Below are 19,498 nucleotides of genomic sequence, written 5' to 3'. Positions count from 1 at the left end.
GGGATTTAATATTGGGTAAGTAAAGCACGATAACCTTATTGTCCTGTGTAAAGCTTTGATTCAATGTTTTCCGTTTAATCTAAATACTCGAATTGATTAATTAAATTAAGCTATTAAATGCATTAATCATGATAAAATTAGCGGTATCAATCGGTATACTCTCCAAGTAATTTGCTAATGCCAAACAATCACGCTCCATCAATCACATCATTGCCTAATGTATTGCCATTATTTGAGTCAAAAGACTTTCTCGAGCAAGGCAACCCCATTATCAATCAACATATCACTGCATTGAGCATAAATGGCATTGAAGATGCGGGCTTTATTTATGAGCTCTCTTGCGACCTATTATTTTCTCTGCGCGACAATGAAAACAGCTATAAAAGTTACCGTAGTGAACTCAGCTGCTTTTTACATTGGTGTTTTGATGTGGTTAAGCAATCACCCGGGCAGATCTCACGCCGAGATATCGACAAGTTTGTAGCCTATTGCCAGCAGCCCCCTAAAGCGCTTATTGGCTATTATAATGTGGCGCAATTTAAACTTGATAAAGCAACGGGGCAGCGTCTACCTAATCCGCTTTGGCGACCCTTTGTCGGTAAAAAGCAACTTGGCGTCGAGCAGATTTATGAGCTGAGTGACAATGCCTTAAAAACCAAAATGGCGATTTTGTCATCTTACTATGGTTTTTTAATGGCCGAGGATTATTGTGAGCGCAATCCAGCGCAGGCTTGGCTGAATCACTCGCGATTTGCTAAAAAGCATAAATTTTTAGTCAATCAAGACGATATCGACAGCTTGGCTTTTACCGAACTGCAATGGTCATATGTCATTAGCAGTGTTGAAGGGCTTGCCCAAACCTCACCAGAGACTCATCAACGCAGTTTATTTTTAATTAAGCTCATCTACTCTTGCTATTTACGAGTATCAGATGTCAGCGCAAGGGCGGGATATAGCCCCATCATGGGGCAATTTACTCAAAATAAACAGACGGGTATTTGGCGCTTTAATATCCCGCAAAGCAAAGGCGGCAAGCAGCGTTCAGTGCCTTTATCCAATGCAATACTCACTGCATTAATCGAATACAGACAATATTTAGGTTTAAGCGATCTACCAAGTTCTAATGAACAAACACCACTATTTGTACGTCATCGCGCTGCTGGCCGAGGTAGAGAAAGCGGACTGATCAACGCTAATCTTGGTATTCGCCAGGTGAGGGAAGAAGTGCAAAAAATTATCGAGTATAGTGCCGACTGCGCCGAAGCTGACGGTATGATAGAAGATGCCAAAGCGATGCGATTATTGAGTGTACATAACATTCGTCATACCGGGATCACCCACGATATTAATTTACACGGCAGACCGTTATCACATGTACAAGCCGATGCCGGACATGAAAGTATTGATACCACATCGCAATATTTACACACCAGTCAATCGGATCGCCACCAAAGTGCGGCGAATAAACCAATAGATACCTTATCGGGAATAAAATAAGGTAAATGACAAGGGGAGTTGTGTTGGTGGTTTAGGCGGCAAAGTCAGGCAGTCAGCCGTTTCATCTATGGTTCTAAGTCATTTGTACCTGACTGCATGGTTGATATCGCACAGATATTCTGAGTCGTAATTAGAGTATATTGCGAGAGCTTTTTTGAGGGCTAGGGCAGTCTAATTATACGCTTGTATGCCTTATTAGTCAGAGGTTACAACGAAGGTTATTCAAACTTATAAAATAAACATGACCTTACTTTTTCGATTCAGTTTGAGGATCTTATTGTTCCACACAGAGTAATGAATAACTATTTGAGCGGGCAGGGTATTACCCACTTAAATGACATCCACGCAAATATTCTTGTAGAGTTACATATTGTTTATACGTAAACCTTCTCATTACGGCTAAAAATGTTGATTCAATAAAAATTAATAAAACAAATCTGCTTAAACTCATAGCGGTAAACATTTTCTGTACTGTTCATCACCTTTAATTCATTTACTTGAATCTGCTATGCATCTGAACTTGATGCTTATTATAAGAAAAGTTTACACCATATTTAACCAATATTTTAATGCCGATAATGATACTTATCGGCATTAAAGGTCAATGTGAAAAGGGGTTGTGTTCACAACTATTATTCCGTTATTCCGTGACTTTCTCAACCTATTTTGTAGGCTTTAATTATTAACATTAGTGTCATCATTAATAAAATACATTACCGATCATCTTTAATGTTAGCTTGTAAGGCATCAACCTGAAAAGTATGAAATAGTGGTTATCACTACATCAGTGAAACCTTGTAATTGATTCAACGGTCACACTTTAAATCGTAAGGTAAGCTTATTTATGGCTTATTTTAATGCTTTCTAAACTCAGCTTATTTGCGTGTCATAGTCAAACGATAACTCTCATTAATCGCTCAACACTGTGAGTGTTAACGTCATTGACTAGCTATATCGGTATAAAAAGGTTTAATAGCTTAAAATTCAGGCGGCGCTACGCGCATAAAACAAATCAATGCGGGTCTACCTAGGCTAGATTTCACGTAGCGACGCGTTGAAAATGTGTCCTGGCACTCAGTTGAGTGCCAACCGATTAACGTTCACTACAGTGTTGAGGGCAACAAATGCTGTTAAACGAAATTGATTAGAGGTGCTTTAGGCATTGCATACGTTCATAACTAGTCTGCGGTATTCAACAAATGTGACCTCAGCGGATAACTACCGAGCAGTGATTCAGTTAATGATTCATGGTACCAGACGATTATCAGTAGCATTGATCTATCTAAATGGGTCTATCTAAACGCTCAATACTCAATACTCAATGTTACGTTGCTTGACAGTCTAAAGCGATAAAAAGCAGTTTCATTCTAGGACGTTATAGGACGCTACGATAATTATGTCTGGACGATGTTGATGTACATAAAAGCGCTAGCTATCGACCCATGATTCAAGGCATTGGTAATTAATCACCTTAATTGGAATGAGAGGAGTCTGAAATTGAGTGAAGCTTTCCACATCCGCACACCTCATTTAACATAATATACATTGTGCGCAGCTATGTGTGTGAGGATATAGAAGTGCCACTAATGATACTTATCGGCATTGGCGCGTCATTTCTCCTGCGCTCGTCGGCATTGCTTGTCATGCCTTAACGATGTCTAGATGGTTCGTCTGCTGTGACAATTTTCTGATAATTAGTCCAAAACATTTAAACTCAAGGCTGCCAAAGTTATTGACGGGGAAATTTAAACTATCGACTGGATACTCAATGGTTGGATATATATTTCGACACTACGGATGTCCGTAGTCATATTGCTAGAATATATCAACATTTTATCTGCGGTACTGAGTGCCATTTGGTGGTGTATTGTGGTGTGAGTAAGTCACGGCGCATTATCCATTTGGGTTGAATACCTTGAGCGGCAAGAAATACTGCATCGGTTCCATAACGTTGATTAATACCATCTAAGGTTTGCATGAGGGGTAAATTGGCTTTTGAGACAGTAAATAAATCGAGCTGACAGTATTTGTCACTGGTTAAATCAAGCAACCCTATGCCAATTTTGTAATACCGCACCCCTTCCCTAAATAACTTATGTGCCGCTTGGGTCATGGCTTTGGTTAGCTCAACGCTGCAATTGGTGGCACAAGGCAACTCGACTAAGGTTTTAAAGCCAGTGGTTTTAAATCCTGTGGGTTGGTCGTCATAGGGAGAGTTATAAGCAAATAGCAGCATGGTTTGACAACATAAGCCTTGCTTACGCGCTTTTGCTGCAGCAATGGCAACATGTTTACTTAAGGCTTGTAATAACGATGGCTTATCGCAAATGCGTTGCCCCATACTTCTGGTGGAGAAGATCTGCTGCTTATCGGCTCGCGCCTTATCCCACACTTTACATACCTGGCCGTTGAGTTCTCGCACGGTGCGCTCAACCTCGATACCAAATTGTTTACGGGCGGCACCTGGTGGCATAGTGGCAAGTTCGTATGCGGTGGTTATTTTCATTAATTGCAGCCGTTTACTTAGCCGCCGTCCAATTCCCCATACATCACTCACTGCCAATTGCGTTAAAATGGCCACCCGTTCCTGCTCGCTATCGATAACACAAACTCCTTGATAGCCTTCAATTTTCTTTGCGGCATGATTAGCGATTTTCGCCAATGTCATGGTTTCGCCCATACCAACACAAACCGGTAAACGGGTTTCTTTCCAAACGGTACGGCGGATGAGTTGGCCTTGGGTTCGTAGGCATGGAATTGCCGGATAACTCTTTTTAAAGGAGAGAAATGATTCATCAATCGAATACACATGCTGCTCAGGAGCAAAACGGCCAATGATATTCATCATTTTATTGGATAAATCAGCATACAACTCATAGTTGGACGAGCAGGCAATGACCCCACGCTGATCACACAAGGATTTCACTTTAAAATAAGGCACAAATTTTTGAATGCCGGCTTCTTGTGCCTGTCGATTTGCGGCAACAATACACCCATCGTTATTACTTAATACGACGATAGGTTTACCGCGCCAATCGGGACGAAAAACTTGCTCGGCACTGCAATAAAATGCGTTGGCATCGATTAAGGCAAACATAAAAACACCACCTTAATGATCCACCAGTAGTGGGCTTTGACGGTGACAGCGAATCGATCGAGTGACAACGCCTTCGATATTAAAAATATCGTGGTCGTGAATGCTAAGAGGTTGATAGTGTTGGTTAGATGACAGTAATAAACGTCGCTGGGTGTCGATGATTTTACAGACAAACTCACCATTAAAGTTGGCCACTATGACATCGCCACTGCGGGCGCATTCATGGCGGTCAACAATAATCACATCACCATCAAAAATGCCGACGCCTTGCATTGAATCCCCCTGTGCCAACCCGATGAAAGTCGCGTTGGGATGTACTACCAGTAGTTCATCTAAACTTAAGCCTAATTGGCAATACTCAGCCGCAGGGCTTTCGAATCCAGTAATACCAGCACTGGCTGGAAAAGGAATAACGCGCATAGATAAGACCCAATAAAATACGCTGTATATAAACACAGTCATTTTAGCAGCCAGGTACAAAGGCGCAAGTTTATTTATCAGCGGGGGTTAGGTTTGACAACGAGTAATGTCATTCAGCAGGCTAATAAGTTATGCATGAGTTGTGTGTGGCGTGAAGATGACACTATTTTTAGTATGAAAAATAATCAAACAAACCAATTTGTTAATAATATGGCCTTAATTGAGTAAATGACTGCTGTCATTTGTGTGACCGCTGTTTACACTGAAGTTAATATTTTCATATGAGATAGTTAGCGTATGCCAATCTCCCCTCTTACCAGTGCCAAACTTTACCTACCATCCCTGCTAAGCAGTTTAGATGCCAAAGTAAAATCGACTAAAAGCCTTAACCCGTTAGATAAAATCGTTGGCCAAGAGCGGGCCCAAAGTGCCGTTGAGTTTGCCATGTCGATGCAGGACAAAGGCTACAATATTTACGCCATCGGCCGTAATGGTTTGGGTAAGCGGACGATGGTAATGCGCTATTTAGACCGCTATGATCCTGGTTTGCATCATCCGCTTTATGACTGGTGTTATGTGGTTAATTTTGCTGACGCTCGCACACCCAAGGTGCTGCAACTGCCTCAGGGTAAAGGCGCCCAATTTAAAAAAGATATTGAAGAGTTGATGAAACGGCTTGTCAAAGCCCTACCCTTGGCATTCGATAACGAGATTTACTATACCCGGGCAGACAAATTAAAAGCACAGCTTGCCAGTAAACAAGAAGCGGCATTAAATAAGATCACTAAAGAGGCCGCGGCTAAACACATCAGCCTAAGTATTACCGCTCAGGGCGGCTATGAATTACTCGCCATGAATGGTGATGAGCCCCACTCTGAAGCCACATTTGCGGCATTAAGTCATAAACAGCAACAGACGCTTGAAAATAACATCAGTGAAATAGAATCAAAACTGCGTGAAGTGGTGCGTAAATTTACTGCTTGGGAAGAGCGTTATAGCGATCAACAACAAAAGCATGACGAACAAGTGGCCCAAGATGTCTTAGTGCATTTAATGGACCCGTTAAAGCTAAGCTATGCTGACTATCCCGTGATTAAAACCCACCTGCATGATATGCATAAGGATATTATCGATAATCTGGATATTTTCTTAGAGCAAAATGAAGAACAGGTTGCGCTTGCTTATGCGTCGATGCAGAAAAAAATGCCCCGCCGATATCAAGTGAATGTATTGGTTAATCAAGCCGATAAAACCATGCCTATCGTGGTGGAAGAGAGCCCTAATTATCATAATATTTTTGGTTACATCGAAAATGCGACCTTTAAAGGCACTATTTTTTCTGATTTCTCTTTGATCCGCCCAGGCAGTCTACATCGCGCCAATGGCGGGGTGTTGATGATCGATGCCATCAAGGTATTAGAGCAGCCCTATGTGTGGGATGGATTAAAGCGCGCACTGCGGTCACGCCAGTTAAGCTTAAGCTCGCTCGAACGAGAGGTAACCTTGTCGGGGACCATTTCGCTGGATCCCGAGCCAGTGCCGCTTAATGTCAAAATTATCCTCTTTGGCGATTATCAAACCTACCAGTTATTACAACATTACGATCCTGAGTTTAAAGAGCTATTTAGAGTGACCGCCGATTTTGAAGACGAAATGCCTCGCACCGCACAATCTGAGGCGCTTTACGCCCAATTTATCTCCAGTATTGTCAGTGGTAATAAGATGCTGCATTGCGATCGAGGGGCTATAAAACGGGTTATTGAGTTTAGTGCGCGTCAGGCCGACTCAAAGTATAAATTATCCCTACATTCAGCCGACATTGCTAACCTATTACGTGAAGCTAATTACGTGGCAAAATCCAGCAACGCTAATATGATAAGGGTGAGCCATGTAGAGCAAGCTCTTTATAATCATGAGCTTAGAGTGTGCCGTTTAAAAGATAATGTGATGCAAAGTTTTGTCGATGGCACCACTCTAATCGACACGGCTAATAAGGTTGTCGGTCAGATAAATGCGTTATCGGTTATTGCCACCTCGGATCATCAATTTGGGGTGCCTAATCGTATAACGGCCACCACAGCTTATGGTGAAGGTGCGGTATTTGATATTGAACGCAAGGTGGATCTTGGTGGCAGTATTCACTCAAAAGGGGTGATGATCTTAACCGCATACTTGGCAACCTTGTTTGGCCAAACCGATAAAATCCCCCTGTCGACTCACCTCACCTTCGAGCAAAATTACGGTGGCGTCGATGGCGACAGCGCATCGATGGCCGAGTTATGTGCTATTTTATCGGCGTTTTCGGCCCTGCCATTAAGACAAGATATTGCGATAACAGGCTCGATGAATCAATTTGGCCATGCTCAGCCTATCGGTGGCGTTAATGAAAAAATCGAAGGCTTCTTTGATGTTTGTACCATAAAAGGACGCAGCGATAGCCAAGGGGTGATTATTCCACAGGCCAACGTACAAAATTTAATGTTACGCGATGACATCGTCGCTGCGGTTAAGCAAGGCCGTTTCTCCATTTGGGCGATTAATCATGTTTCAGAAGCCATTGAATTACTCACAGGCATAGCTTGCGGCGAGCGGGACTTTGAGTTTGAAGATTATCCGCCGCAGACAGTGTTAGGTATAGCGGATAAACGCCTGCAAAAATTACGACAGCATGCGAAGCAACAAGCCAAAAAAGCCGACTAAGCCATAGGCCTTAACACGCGCGACAAAAAAGCCGGCAACTGCCGGCTTTTTTACAACTGACTATCAATACAAGCTATCAATATAAGGGAGTGGCTTTATGCTAGCGCATCTTGTAATGGCGGAACTACCTGCTTTTTACGGCTCAACACACCATCAAGCCAAACGCGGCCATTTTCGGTCGCTTTGCCATAGGCGCGGGTGGTGAGTTCGCTGTCATCAGACACCACCAACATTTCAGACCCTTCTTTCATGATATCGGTGAGCAACAACAGCACACTGTGACGGTTACCTTCCGCTTTTAAGGCGGCGATATCGGCTTCAAGATCGGCTTTGATGTCGTCAAATACTGACAAATCGATCACTTCAAGCTGACCAATACCGATGAGTTTGCCATTCATGTTGAAGTCTTTAAAGTCGCGCATCACCAGATCGCGTACTGGCGTGCCTTCGACCGCAGACTTCACCTTAAACATCTCCATGCCTAAGGCTTTGTAATCTTCAACACCGGCAATTTCAGCTAGCGCTTCAACACATTTTATGTCGGCAGTGGTGCACGTCGGAGATTTAAAGATCACAGTGTCACTTAAAATGGCACATAGCATGATGCCAGCGATATCTTTAGGAATTTCAACACCATAGAAATCGTACATCATCTTGATCACTGTGTTGCTGCAACCCACTGGGCGGATCCAGCACTCAAGCGGAGTCGATGTGGTTAAGTCACCCAGCTTGTGATGGTCGACAATACCCACAATAGTGGCTTGGTCAATATCGTCAGGCGCTTGGGTTAATTCAGAGTGGTCAACAATATACACTTCTTCGCCAGCATAACTTTCTTTAAACTCTGGCGCGTCAAAACCAAAACGCTCTAAAATAAAGGCTGTTTCTGGTGAAAGTTCACCAAGACGAGCTGCAATGGCCGCTTCGCCTATCTGATTTTTGAGGTAAGCCAGCGCAATTGCGCCGCAAATAGAATCTGAATCCGGGATCTTATGTCCCACAACGTACATTGGCATAATTAACTCTCGATGAAAATTTTTCGGCATTTTATCAAAGTCGACATCAATTTACAGTAGCTTAACGCGATAAAATAGTGGAATTGGCATTAACATTATTGGTCATTCAAATAGTGTACTCAGCCGCTGAGCCTAGCTTAGCCGATAAACGCTTATTTAAACGTCACCTAACACATAAAAGCCCGCCAATGCGGGCTTTATTATGATGTTTAATCAACTGAGAGGCTATTGCTGCTGAAGAAAACTCACCACACTGGCCTGCTCGCGCTGTTTTAACATCACACAGTTAGTAACCTGCTCATTGAGTTTAGCTAAACTGCGGCCATAACCGGCGACGTGTTCAACTTTTGGGGTGAAAAACACCTCAGCCCGCTCAAGTGGCGCCAGCTCACAACCGCTGGCAAGGTAGCCTGGTAAACGAGGTAGTGCAAACGGCGGTAATTTACTGGCAATCGCATCATAATGCGCATAAGCCCAATCACGAAAAGCTTGTTTGCGATCATCACGATACAGCTGCCCCGCATAAAGATAACTCAGATCCGGCGCGGTTATCGCCTCGCTCAGACTGTAAGCTAATATCTGTTGCTGCAACTTACCCGCAGGCGCATAACCTAAGGCATACAACAGATGGGTGCGTTGTTGAGCATCTTTAGTGGTTTCAAACTGACGCTGCATCTGCTCAAGCAAGGTGTCGTCGCCATTAAACGCGGCTATCTGCAGATAAGTACCAATCAAGTAGGGATCAGCCGCATCGCTTTGCGCTAAATACGCCTGTGTCTGTTTGGTTGCTGTTGCAATGACATTGGGATCTTGTCCCTCAAACCCTAGCAGCGCGATCAGTGTTGGGCGCAGTTTACTGATCTGCGGATCTTCGCCATCGACGGTCGATAAACCGTAACGCTTGACCGCTAACTGAGCTCTGGCGGTCACAAACTTGGCCCATAACTCACGATTACTGGCATCTATAAAGGTCTGTTTTTGTGCCTGCAACAGCCCTAATGCACTGGCGACCACCTGTGGATGCTGATCATCGACAAATTCACCGATAATATTGAGCAGTGCGCCGCCATCAATAAAGCCTGCATCAAGCAGTGCATCGGCGCCCGACAGCAACGCGAGTCGCTCACGTGGATTGAGTGTCGTTTTGGCTGTGGCTAATAATGCACTCAGTTGTGGTTCTGGCAGTAACCAACGGTAATAGCCCATGCCATCGGCATCGGGGAAAACCCAAGTGGGGGCAAAGGGCAATGTAAAGGTTTGACTTGGCTTATCAAGCAGTAAGGTTTGTTGCTGACTCTGTTTCGCATCGCCAAATTTAAGCGACACTGGCACTGTCCAGGTTTGCGCTGGAGCTTGCGTCCCTGCGCTCACAAAGCGCTGCTGAGATAAGGTTAATTGATCACCATTAAGACTGACTTTCACTAGCGGGTAAGATGATTGCTCGATAAAAGTGCGCAGCACTTGGGGCACATCTTTACCAGAGGCCTTAGCCAGCGCGTTCCACAGATCATCGGCGGTGGTATTTTTATAAGCATGATCTTGAATATATTGACGAATACCCGCCTTAAAGGCACTTTCCCCTATCCAGTTTTCAACCATGGCAAGCACAGCTTCCCCTTTGCTATAGGCTAAACCTAGGCCATCCATAATATCGGCCTCATTATTAATCGGCTTGCGGATCGGCTTGGTCGATAAACGCGCATCTAGGCTCATGACGCGGTTTTTGGGCAAACGTAAGTTGGACTCAAACTCTGGGTGAGTCTGATGGGTAATTTTGGCGGCCATCCAGCTGGCAAAGGCTTCGTTTAACCATAAATCATTCCACCACGCCATGGTCACTAAGTTGCCATACCATTGATGGGCTAGCTCATGGCCTACGATAGAGACCGTACGTTGACGGGCACTTTGGGTGGCGCTGGCATCATCGAGCAATAAAATATCTTCACGGTAAGTCACTAACCCGGCATTTTCCATGGCGCCAAAAGGAAACTCAGGTACGGCGACAGAGTCCAGCTTTGCAAAAGGATAATCAACACCAAAGTAGTCCTCCAATGCTCCTAATACAATAGGCATCTGCTCGGCGGCATATTTGGCTGAGGCAATTTTACCTTTAGTGGTGATCACCCGGCCAGGGACACTCATGCCCTTCACTTCTATCTCTTCAAATTGCCCCACCGCAAACGCCACCAGATAAGAGGAGATGGTCTGCGTTGGCGCAAAGGTATGTATGGTCATGCCATCTTGCTGCTGCGTGTCGACCTCGGGTGTATTGCTATACACCTTTTCGCGACTAGGAGCGCTAATGGTGAGCTGAAATGGGATTTTATACTCAGGCTCATCGAATAGCGGAAATGCACGGCGTGCATCACTCATCTCAAATTGGGTAAACAGATAAGGTAAGTCGCCATCGATAGTCTTATATAAGCCGACCGATTGCCGATTATAGGGGGCGGTAAAATCGAGCGACAAGGTGTATTCACCAGGGGTAATAGTATGCGGGCAGCTGAGTTTCACTATGCCGGTGTCGAGCATGGTGGCCGACATTTCACAGGGCTTATCGCCACTCAAGGTCACATTACTGGCAGTGTAGGCCAGCCCATTGATGTCGAGCACCTTGGTGGCGTTGAGCACGTTAAGGGAGATTTGGGTCGAACCTGAAAAATCATCGCGGGCCGGATCCAGTGACAACTGCACCGCTTGAGAGATAGGTTTAGCGACTTTACTTAATACAAATTCATTGGCACTTAAGCTAGTGCAACTGAGCAACGCTACGGTCACGAGTCCGCCGTTAACGATACGGTACATGAAATCCCCTTTTTAGAAATAGAGTGATGATTAGGTGGTATCGTCGTTCACTGCACAGGCTGATATTTATATTATACGATTAAATATCAATATGTTACGTAATTACGACTGACCATTTATATTAATGATTGTTAATTAATCTCTGCTGCTGGCTATGCTGCTTTAAACCGCGAGGCAATATAGGCTGTGGCAAATTTGTAGCGAATGTTAACAAATGAGCGCTTAGCATAGCTAGCAGACGACACATCTACTTACTAAAAGGGTAATGTCACATGCTGTGGATGTACGCCGCTGAACCACTCTTTACTCAGTGTGCGACTAGGCATACGACAATCATATCGGCTAATGTCGTTAGGCTGATAATGCCAGCCTAACGAGGCTCCTTATCCATATTTTACTGAGTCGACTGCCATTTCATGGCTACACATAATAGCCTTAAATTTAAGCCAGCACCCAAAGGTAAGTTAATGAAAAATAGTTAAAACTGATTTATGCTGGGTCCATTAAGCAGTACGTTAAGTGGACGTTAGGAACCAAAAAATTACAAGTAGGAGCCATAAATGGAGCGATATTTTAGCGTCACGTTCAGGATTGCCAATAGTATTCGTACTAAACACTACAAAACGGAGCAAAGCGCGATGCGCGGCATTGGTAAGTGGTTGGTTAAACATCAAGATGAGCGCGATATCAACGCTTCATTTTTCAGTGACACCCAGGGGCACTTAAGTTTTGACGCTCCTTTTGAAGCATCGCCATTAAGCGACAGCGTCGATTTTTATAAAAGCAAAGCCTGGCTAAAGCTGAGGTTAGAGGTCTTAGAACGCTATGGCCGCCGCTGCGTCTCTTGTGGCGCATCGGTGCAAACGGGCGCGGTACTGCATGTTGACCATATCAAACCCCGATCGCGTTATCCGGAACTGGCGCTGGATATCAACAATCTACAGATTTTGTGCGAAGCATGTAACTTAGGCAAGATGGCATCGATGGAGCAAGATTGGCGGTAAGTGATATTGATGTTAGATAATAAGGGGGCGCACATCCATGTGCTGCTCTGCAGGGAGATAACAGAAAATAAGCTATCCGTTAGAAGTCGTAACGCAGACCTAAACTTACAATGGTGTCGTCAAAGTCTGAGTATTGTTTAACATCAAACTGACCAATTTCGGTATGAATACGGGTCGATTTGGCTAAACGGTACTCAGCGCCGACTGCCCACTGACTCACTTCTGGCACCACTAGTGCCGCATCACCTAGCGCATCATAGACACGATGTGCAATCTTGCCCGTACCCGAATCATCATTACCGTATTGCGCTTTTAGCAGCAGTTGGTCAATTTGATACGTGGCGCTGACGATAAAGCCTAAGCCATCACGATCTTCATAATGCGGTTTGCTTGGATTCATCAACTCAGTTTGCTGCACTATAGTACCAAGCTTTATGTTATCGAATTTAATGTGACCAACAAAACGAGTCGCTTTAATATCTTCGATACCATCAGAGTAACCCACGTTAAGGTAGACATCACCGCTCTTAAAGAACTTATCACCATAGGTAACAGCCACTTGATAGTTAGGGTTGTCTTTGCGAACATCGGATTCGGCAAAGTAATTGTCTTCCATCAAATAGCTCGCGCCTAGTTGTAACTTGTTCCATTTTGGACTCTTATACTCGAATGAGTCGCCATGGCGTTTATCACCAGGCATAAGACGATCGTGCTTTAGGCTGTAATTATCAAATGCATCGGCAAAGCCTTTGCCCATCTTAAATACAGAGTCGATACGACCTACCGCAAGTGCGCCTAAACTGTCGTGCTTAATACCGATAAATGTCGGACGCGCAGAGAACGGATTGTTTGACTTGCTTTGTGATGCGCCGTTAACGCCCACTTCAACCTTATAAAAAATTGACCAGTCTGGATTAAGCGCGGTTTCGCCTTTAACCCCAAGACGGCTGAAGTTGTTTTCTAAAATAGTGCCACTTTTACCGTCGTGAGTTGCGCTACCCGAATCTGAGTTAGTCACTGAATAGTCTAAACGACCATAAAAATTAACCGTATCATCAGCAAACAGCTGTGGTGACATAAGTAGACTGGTGGCTAATAAAGAAAGCGTAAATGTTTTCATAATCATCATCTCTTATCTTTGTATAAAGGGTTATTTAGTCGCAGGACGTTTGTGTTCCACAATCACACCATCGGCGCGCATCTGCTTATACAGAATATCGGCATGCTTTAGGTACAGATCCCATGAACTTGAACGCTTAGTGAAACCGGTTGCCGCGTAGCTACCGCTGTCACCTGTTGCAGGTAAATCATTGATGTCAAATAGTGATCCACCAGCCTTAAGATGTTCGTTAAGTGCATCAAACATCACGTTAAAGCCGATGCGTGCAGGCTCAACATAATTGATCGAGTCATACTTTGATTGACGATAATATTTTTTCATTGAGGCATCTGTTATCTGCGCTTTTTCATCAGCGAAGATCTCATCAAACTGCGCCTTAGCGATCTGCTTGGTGTCGGTATCAACTACGACACGTAACATGCCAGTGATCCCGGTCCATTTACCTTTGCTGTCTAGCACTTTTTCGGCGTGTTGATAGAACTTGTAATGGGTACCTTCAGTTTGGATTTGATCATAAATTTTGGCTGTTAATGGGATCATCGATTGCTGAATACTGTTTGATGCACCCGCAACAATATCGATACCTAGGTAGCGTAAACGGTTTGGCTCTTTTAGCTTGTTAGCCAATTTAGGATCGTGATTTGGGTTAGGTTCGAAGATGAGTTGGTCTTTCTCCATCATCAACTTTTCCATGGTCAGTGCTGATTGCACCCACGCCGTGCCTTTTTTCTTACCCATAGTGAAGTTGTATTCAGACATACGCTTAGGTACATCTTGGTATAAACGGGTGTAGTAGTTAGGGCGGCCGCTCTCGTTAAACTCGGCTAAAATAACGTCATCTTTGTTGGCGCTGTTAGTGACGACAGTCATGCTGCCTTTATGGCCCTGACGGAAACGAGCTTCCTCATAGTAATAGTCACCAGAGATTAACCCTAGTTGTGGTTGAATTGACCATTTCAATTTAAAGTCATCGTCACCTGAGGCTTCTTTTGAACCAACAGCCACATATTCAGGTTGAATACCGTTAGCACGTGGTAGTTTGTTAACCGCTTTTAAGATACCGTTTGATGAATAAGTGGCGCCAGATACCGCATCGATACCTTCATGACCATTGTTTTTAAGGACTTTTGCCAATAAACGTTCGGCATTAAGAAATAATGATTCGGTTTCATTATGAGACTGGGTTTTAATATCGACGATATTGCCCTGCTCCACTTTGACTTCGAGTACGATTTGGCTTTTTTTACCCTTAGCTTGTACTTGATGTACGCCATCAACGTATTTGCCAGGTGCTACTTGGGTGGCACAACCTACAGTAGTTAAACTAGCAAGTGTGATAGCGGTGAAAATAAGGCTTTGTTTAAAACGTTTTTGAGTGGTCATCTTTTGATTGCCCTTTTATTTAATCATTGGCTATCAGCATAAACCCACCAGATATTTCGACAATTGCGGAAAACCGCAGGTTTGCAACTTAACGTTAATAACTTTGAACAAGGTAACATTTCTCGAGAATATAATAGGTAGCACCACTAATTTAGTGCTACTTCTTATAGCAGGCAATTAATCAATAAAGATGCATTATGAAATATTCATTCCCCACATTACTCGCTTCAGCGGTTATTTTATGTAGCAGTGCTGCTGCGTTAGCAAATGATGTTAACGCGGCAAAAGTGTTACCTAGCGATAAATATTCGCCCGCGACACTAACGCAATTTTATCAATGTGAAGCCAACGGTTTAATCAGTTTTGATGACAAGGTCGCGACACTCAACACGGTTAAGTATTTTGGCACCTCGGTCACTATCAATCTGTACAATATGGATAATGTGCAAGCAAAAACAGCGCTGTGTAACGCATTAGCCGTGATCCAGGAGTATCACTATCTGGCATCCAATTACAGTACCTACCCTCATGTAACCAATATCAAAACCATTAACGAGTCTCCCAGTAAAACCCATAGTATCGATCCGCAGCTGACCGAGCTTATCGCATCAGGTATTGACTGGTATCAGCAGAGCAATGGCTATTTTAATATTGCGCTGTCACCCGTTATCGATCTGTGGCGCAATCACCGCTTTGCTTGCATTAAGGCTAATAATGATCCCAGCCAGTGCAGTATTCCGACACCTGCAGAATTAACTGCTGCAGCTAAATTGACTCACATAGAAGCGATCCAACTTGATAGGCAAGCCAATACCATTCGCTTACAAGAGGGCATGAGTATCGATTTAGGCGGTATTGCCAAAGGTTGGATGGCCGAAAAAGTGTACGACCAATTAAAAGCCGATGGTGCGCAGCAATTTATGATCAATGCAGGCGGTAATATTCGTCACTTTGGCCTGCATCCAGAGGGACGCCAGTTTGTCACTGCGATTGAAGATCCCCTATGTAAAAAAAGTGAGTATCAATTGCCTAAATGCGCCACCTTTGAGGGGCAATTCCATGAAGTGGTGACAGGTCAAGACTTGACTATCGTCAGTAGTGGCAATTACTTACGTTACTTTGAGGTGAAGGGTCAGCAATATCATCACTTAATTGACCCAACCACCCTTTATCCTAAGCCTAATGGCATAGCGACTACCGTAGTCTTAAATGAGCAGCAGATTTATGCTGATGTTATCTCAACCATGTTATTTTTAATGCCGCTAGATAAAGCGTTGGACTTTGTTAATCAACATGATTATGTCGAGGCCATTTGGTATTTAAATGAACAAGGCGAAAAAGTTGAGTCGAAACGTTTTAATCAATTTAGGGTTGCCTCGCAAAATGCGAACTGAATCCCAAATCGCCCCAAGCTTGTAATGCTACTCACGCGAATAATGAGATGGTAATCATAAAGCCAGTTTAATTAATTTAAGCTGGCTTTTTAATTTCATAAGTATCATCCATAAACTTTTTATTAATTTTTAAAATGAAAGCCTACTATTTATATTTAATCTACCTAAAATTTAAATCACCTCTCTAAGTGAAATCTAAAATGATAAATAAATAGCCATATTGATAACGAGTGATTTTTTATGGTGGCTAACGCTGACCACCTTTTGAGCACAACCAATTTATTTATCTTGCCATATCAAATCTGATTTTATCATTTATCACGTTTACCTCTGAGACAGAGCGTTTCACCTGAGCTTAGCGCCGAACTAATGATAATTGACAGTCAAGTCGCCTTTATCCTTGAACGATTTGTACCTCTATCTCCCCGCCCCCTTGTGAGCCAGATCACCTCCTGTAATTAAGCAATTAAGAAAATAAGCCAAAGTAAGTCATAATACTGACTATGATATGTTGCTATTGGCCCCTTAAATGAGTTTGCCCGCGCAAAATACAGCGTTATCGCTATCAACCAACGCTATCTTCAGGATGTTTACCTTACTACTGACCATAACCATTACTTTGGGTATGGGGATAGGGATTGCTCATGGCGAAGATGATGTCGCTATTGCCTCTGGTCAAGATGCACAAACAGCTATGGTAAGTGAGCAGAGCCACGAGCGCCCCTTCACTGTGGGAGCGCTGGCATTTTCTGCACCCGAGGTGGTTTATCAACGTTGGGCGCCCACCTTGGCGCGGGTGAGTCAAGCCACCGGGATCCCATTGACACTAGTGCCGCTCACGCCCGATCAACTGGTTGCCAGAGTGGCCAACAATGAGCTCGATTTCATTATTGGTAACGCCCTCATTACTGTGGCGTTTAAAAAAGATTACGGAGTAAGTCACTTATTGACTTTAGTCCCCCACATTAGAGCAACACCAGAACACGCCATTGGCTCGGCCTTGATCGCTAAAAAAGATCTGAATATCAATAGCCTTAATGATCTTAAGCCACTAGGTATCATCTCAACCGATCCTAACGCCTTTGGTGGCTTTCAAATTATTGCCGGTGAGATGGTTGAACAAGGTATTGCACCGCTTAGCGATCTCAAGCAACTTAACTTTGTTGGCTTTCCCCAAGATAAACTACTCAACTACATACTTGAAGATCGCGCCGATGTGGCCATTTTACCCAGTTGCGTATTAGAAAATGCCATTAACAAGGCAGCGATTCCGGCCGATAAACTACACGTTTTATTACCGCAGGTGCACAGCGACTTCCAATGTCAGGTTTCAAGCAAGCTTTACCCCTCATATGCTTTTTCTAAGCTGGGACACACTGATCACCGTGTTGCAACGCAAATAGTACGTGAACTATTGACGATCGATGCTGACGATGCTGAAGCGATAACCGGGCGCTACCAATATTGGTCGGCACCGGTACAGGATAATCACGTGTTTGCCTTACTCGAACATCTGGATCGCTGGCCTTTTGTGACCAACTGGCAGCGACTGGTCGCCGATATGACGCCTTGGGCCATGCTCACTGGCTTAGTGTTACTTTTGGGATACTTACACCACCTGCGAGTGAAACGGTTAGTGGTAAAGCGCACTCAAGCCTTAAGCGATGAAATGGCGCAGCACAAAAACACCCAAAAGACGCTATTTGAACAACAAAAGCAATTTTATAGAGCGCAGCGAGTATTATTAACCGGTGAAATGGCTTCTGGTATCGCCCATGAACTCAATCAACCGCTGGCTGGGATCCGCTATCTGACCCAAGGGTGTATCTATCGTCTTGGAGACGGTCATGATGAGTTAAAATCGGCCCTCACCAAAGCGATTCAACAAGTGGATCGAGCGCAAAACACCATCAAGCGTTTTCGCCAATTTTGCCACCAGCCAAGTGTACTACAAGATTGTGACTTACAAGAGCTTATCGAAGATACCCTCAATTTAATGCAACCTGACTTTAATCGAATAAAGCTGCACCCCCACTTAAACTTAATGCCACTCACCGTATCGATTGACGTGAGTTTGATGCAGCAGGTGATCGTTAATCTGCTGCGTAATGCGCTCGATGCCATGGAAACCATAGAGCAACCTAAGTTGTCATTGTTAACCTGCCAAACCGAGCAAGACGCTCACATCGCCATTACCGATAATGGTATAGGGTTAAGCGAAGCGGCACTGCAGCGACTATTCTTCCCTTTTGAAACATCAAAGGTGCATGGGCTCGGGTTGGGTATGGTGGTGTGTAAACGCATTATCGAAGAGCACGGGGGGAAAATTCGCGCTATGAACAATCACGAACTCAATACCAGTGATGCTCCCTGGGCAACTCCTTACCCACGTGGTGTAACCATCCTCGTGACACTTCCACTGAAGGCGCAGACAGATGTGTAAATTGTATTTAGTCGACGACGACCAAGATGTATTGGACTCTTTGAGCTGGATGCTCGACGGACTGGGCCATCAAACCCACAGTTTTCTCTCAGGAGAGGCATTTCTCGCTCAGGTCAATCTGCAGCAACCCGGCATTGCCATCTTAGATATTCAGATGCCTAGTATCGATGGTATCGAGTTATTAGACAGGATAAAAGCGACCCATAGCCCAATTGCCGTCATCATGCTCACAGGCCACGGCACCATTAATATGGCGGTGCAATCCATTCAAAAAGGGGCGCTCGACTTTCTCGAAAAGCCAGTCGATGGCGACAAACTTAACAGCTTAATCAACCTAGCCGAGCACGAGACCGCCAATAGCTATGCCCAGCGAACCCAACAAGCGAGTGTGAGTGAGCGCATCGCTAGCTTAACGCCGCGCGAGCGGCAAGTAATGCATAAAGTGTTAGAAGGTAAACTTAATAAGGTGATCGCCAATGAGCTTGATATCGCCCAGCGCACCATAGAATTACATCGACAAAAAGTGATGCAAAAAATGCAGGTTAATAATATTGCTGAATTGGCGTATCTGATGGCGAAAAGTGATGCCGACATCAAAGTGCCACATTAGTGACCTAAG

General features: G+C 44.1%; 12 protein-coding genes. 6 read left to right on the top strand and 6 right to left on the bottom strand.

Going from position 1 to position 19,498, the window contains the following annotated elements; all coding sequences use genetic code 11:
* Window positions 1-177 precede the first annotated feature (177 nt).
* Window positions 178-1,497 carry a tyrosine-type recombinase/integrase gene (locus AC5YB1_RS10430; protein WP_475516858.1) on the top strand — a complete coding sequence of 440 codons (1,320 nt, stop codon included), beginning with the start codon at window positions 178-180 and terminating at the stop codon, window positions 1,495-1,497.
* A gap of 1,825 nt (window positions 1,498-3,322) precedes the next feature.
* Here AC5YB1_RS10430 and AC5YB1_RS10425 read toward each other — a convergent pair.
* Together AC5YB1_RS10425 and AC5YB1_RS10420 are read right to left on the bottom strand one after the other, a co-directional pair.
* Complete coding sequence (locus AC5YB1_RS10425) at window positions 3,323-4,594, bottom strand: Y-family DNA polymerase (RefSeq protein ID WP_494519105.1); 1,272 nt, start codon at window positions 4,592-4,594, stop codon at window positions 3,323-3,325.
* Window positions 4,595-4,606: 12 nt separating this feature from the next.
* A complete protein-coding gene (locus AC5YB1_RS10420; protein WP_494519104.1) occupies window positions 4,607-5,014 on the bottom strand; it encodes a LexA family protein in 408 nt (135 codons plus the stop codon).
* A gap of 297 nt (window positions 5,015-5,311) precedes the next feature.
* Between AC5YB1_RS10420 and AC5YB1_RS10415 the strand changes: the two genes are divergently transcribed.
* Entirely contained in the window at window positions 5,312-7,714 is a 2,403-nt protein-coding gene (locus tag AC5YB1_RS10415; protein WP_494519103.1) for a Lon protease family protein, read from the top strand.
* 95 nt (window positions 7,715-7,809) lie between these two features.
* Here the strand turns inward: AC5YB1_RS10415 and AC5YB1_RS10410 are convergent, their stop codons facing one another.
* Both AC5YB1_RS10410 and AC5YB1_RS10405 read right to left on the bottom strand, forming a co-directional pair.
* The gene (locus AC5YB1_RS10410; RefSeq protein WP_110457849.1) at window positions 7,810-8,730 is read right to left on the bottom strand and encodes a manganese-dependent inorganic pyrophosphatase; all 921 of its coding nucleotides are present in this window, start codon (window positions 8,728-8,730) and stop codon (window positions 7,810-7,812) included.
* 225 nt (window positions 8,731-8,955) lie between these two features.
* Window positions 8,956-11,535, bottom strand: a complete 2,580-nt coding sequence (locus AC5YB1_RS10405; RefSeq protein WP_494519102.1) for a M1 family metallopeptidase — start codon at window positions 11,533-11,535, stop codon at window positions 8,956-8,958.
* Between the two features lie 560 nt (window positions 11,536-12,095).
* Here AC5YB1_RS10405 and AC5YB1_RS10400 point away from each other — a divergent pair.
* Window positions 12,096-12,539 carry an HNH endonuclease gene (locus AC5YB1_RS10400; RefSeq protein WP_494519101.1) on the top strand — a complete coding sequence of 148 codons (444 nt, stop codon included), beginning with the start codon at window positions 12,096-12,098 and terminating at the stop codon, window positions 12,537-12,539.
* Between the two features lie 79 nt (window positions 12,540-12,618).
* Here the strand turns inward: AC5YB1_RS10400 and AC5YB1_RS10395 are convergent, their stop codons facing one another.
* Both AC5YB1_RS10395 and AC5YB1_RS10390 read right to left on the bottom strand, forming a co-directional pair.
* Complete coding sequence (locus AC5YB1_RS10395) at window positions 12,619-13,659, bottom strand: porin (RefSeq protein ID WP_494519100.1); 1,041 nt, start codon at window positions 13,657-13,659, stop codon at window positions 12,619-12,621.
* 30 nt (window positions 13,660-13,689) lie between these two features.
* A complete protein-coding gene (locus AC5YB1_RS10390; protein WP_494519099.1) occupies window positions 13,690-15,042 on the bottom strand; it encodes an FMN-binding protein in 1,353 nt (450 codons plus the stop codon).
* A 197-nt stretch (window positions 15,043-15,239) separates the two neighbouring features.
* Between AC5YB1_RS10390 and AC5YB1_RS10385 the strand changes: the two genes are divergently transcribed.
* From AC5YB1_RS10385 to AC5YB1_RS10375, 3 genes are all read left to right on the top strand, one after another.
* The gene (locus AC5YB1_RS10385; protein WP_494519098.1) at window positions 15,240-16,436 is read left to right on the top strand and encodes an FAD:protein FMN transferase; all 1,197 of its coding nucleotides are present in this window, start codon (window positions 15,240-15,242) and stop codon (window positions 16,434-16,436) included.
* Between the two features lie 529 nt (window positions 16,437-16,965).
* Window positions 16,966-18,879 (top strand): sensor histidine kinase, encoded by a 1,914-nt coding sequence (locus AC5YB1_RS10380; protein WP_494519097.1) that lies wholly within the window; start codon window positions 16,966-16,968, stop codon window positions 18,877-18,879.
* A complete protein-coding gene (locus tag AC5YB1_RS10375) occupies window positions 18,872-19,489 on the top strand; it encodes a response regulator transcription factor (protein ID WP_494519096.1) in 618 nt (205 codons plus the stop codon). Before AC5YB1_RS10380 ends, AC5YB1_RS10375 begins: the two co-directional genes overlap by 8 nt.
* Window positions 19,490-19,498: the final 9 nt, after the last annotated feature.

Source organism: Shewanella sp. 433, assembly GCF_059338565.1.
The sequence above is the reverse complement of the archived record's forward strand: the minus strand, read 5'-3'. Positions and strand labels throughout refer to the sequence as shown.